Here is a 1,585-nt window from a genome sequence, read left to right as displayed (position 1 = left end):
CTAACCTGAAGCTTAGAAGATTTTCCTGGAAGCATGGCATCAACTACTTCAGTCCCTTAGGACCTCGTCATCAGCTCTCAGTGTGTACATTAAAGTACGTGTCCCCGGATTTGCCTAAGAACACCACCTACCACCTTAAACGCGGACTACCAACGCCGCGCTAGCCTAGCCTTCTCCGTCTCTCCATCGCAGTTAGCGGAAGTACAGAAATATTAATCTGTTTCCCATCGATTACGCCTTTCGGCCTCACCTTAGGGGTCGACTCACCCTGCCCCGATTAACGTTGGACAGGAACCCTTGGTCTTTCGGCGAGGGGGTTTTTCACCCCCTTTATCGTTACTCATGTCAGCATTCGCACTTCTGATACCTCCAGCGTGGGTTACCCCTTCACCTTCAACGGCTTACAGAACGCTCCTCTACCGCGCACAGTAAACTGTGCACCCGTAGCTTCGGTGACTAGCTTAGCCCCGTTACATCTTCCGCGCAGGCCGACTCGACTAGTGAGCTATTACGCTTTCTTTAAATGATGGCTGCTTCTAAGCCAACATCCTAGCTGTCTAAGCCTTCCCACATCGTTTCCCACTTAGCTAGTACTTTGGGACCTTAGCTGACGGTCTGGGTTGTTTCCCTTTTGACGACGGACGTTAGCACCCGCCGTCTGTCTCCCGAGTAGTACTCATTGGTATTCGGAGTTTGCAAAGGGTTGGTAAGTCGGGATGACCCCCTAGCCTTAACAGTGCTCTACCCCCAATGGTATTCGCTCGAGGCGCTACCTAAATAGCTTTCGAGGAGAACCAGATATCTCCCGGTTTGATTGGCCTTTCACCCCCAGCCACAAGTCATCCGCTAATTTTTCAACATTAGTCGGTTCGGTCCTCCAGTTGATGTTACTCAACCTTCAACCTGCCCATGGCTAGATCACCGGGTTTCGGGTCTACACCTTGCAACTAAACGCGCAGTTAACACTCGGTTTCCCTACGGCTCCGCTATTCGCTTAACCTCGCTACAAAATGTAAGTCGCTGACCCATTATACAAAAGGTACGCAGTCACGGTCTCAAGAACCGCTCCCACTGCTTGTACGTATACGGTTTCAGGTTCTATTTCACTCCCCTCACAGGGGTTCTTTTCGCCTTTCCCTCACGGTACTGGTTCACTATCGGTCAGTCAGGAGTATTTAGCCTTGGAGGATGGTCCCCCCATATTCAAACAGGATGTCACGTGTCCCGCCTTACTCGTTTTCATCAATGGTTAGTTTTCATGTACGGGGCTATCACCCTGTGCCGCTGTGCTTTCCAACACATTCCACTAACACCCCACTGACTTAAGGGCTAATCCCCGTTCGCTCGCCGCTACTAGGGGAATCTCGGTTGATTTCTTTTCCTAAGGGTACTTAGATGTTTCAGTTCCCCTCGTTCGCCTCGCAACACTATGTATTCATGTTGCGATAACAGCTTATGCTGCTGGGTTCCCCCATTCGGACATCGTTAGCTCAAATGCTTGTTACTAGCTCGCCAACGCTTTTCGCAAGTTACTACGTCCTTCATCGCCTCTGACTGCCAAGGCATCCACCGTATACGCTTAGTC

Annotated in this window: 1 rRNA gene; it reads right to left on the bottom strand. The window is 50.7% G+C overall.

Features of this window, described 5'->3' with window-relative positions:
* Positions 1-1,585 (bottom strand): 23S ribosomal RNA (locus NE536_RS22740); the annotation flags it as partial.

The organism is Shewanella septentrionalis (genome assembly GCF_025370265.1).
In the GTDB taxonomy this organism is placed as follows: Bacteria; Pseudomonadota; Gammaproteobacteria; order Enterobacterales; family Shewanellaceae; genus Shewanella; species Shewanella hafniensis.
This window is presented reverse-complemented; position numbering and strand designations above follow the sequence as displayed.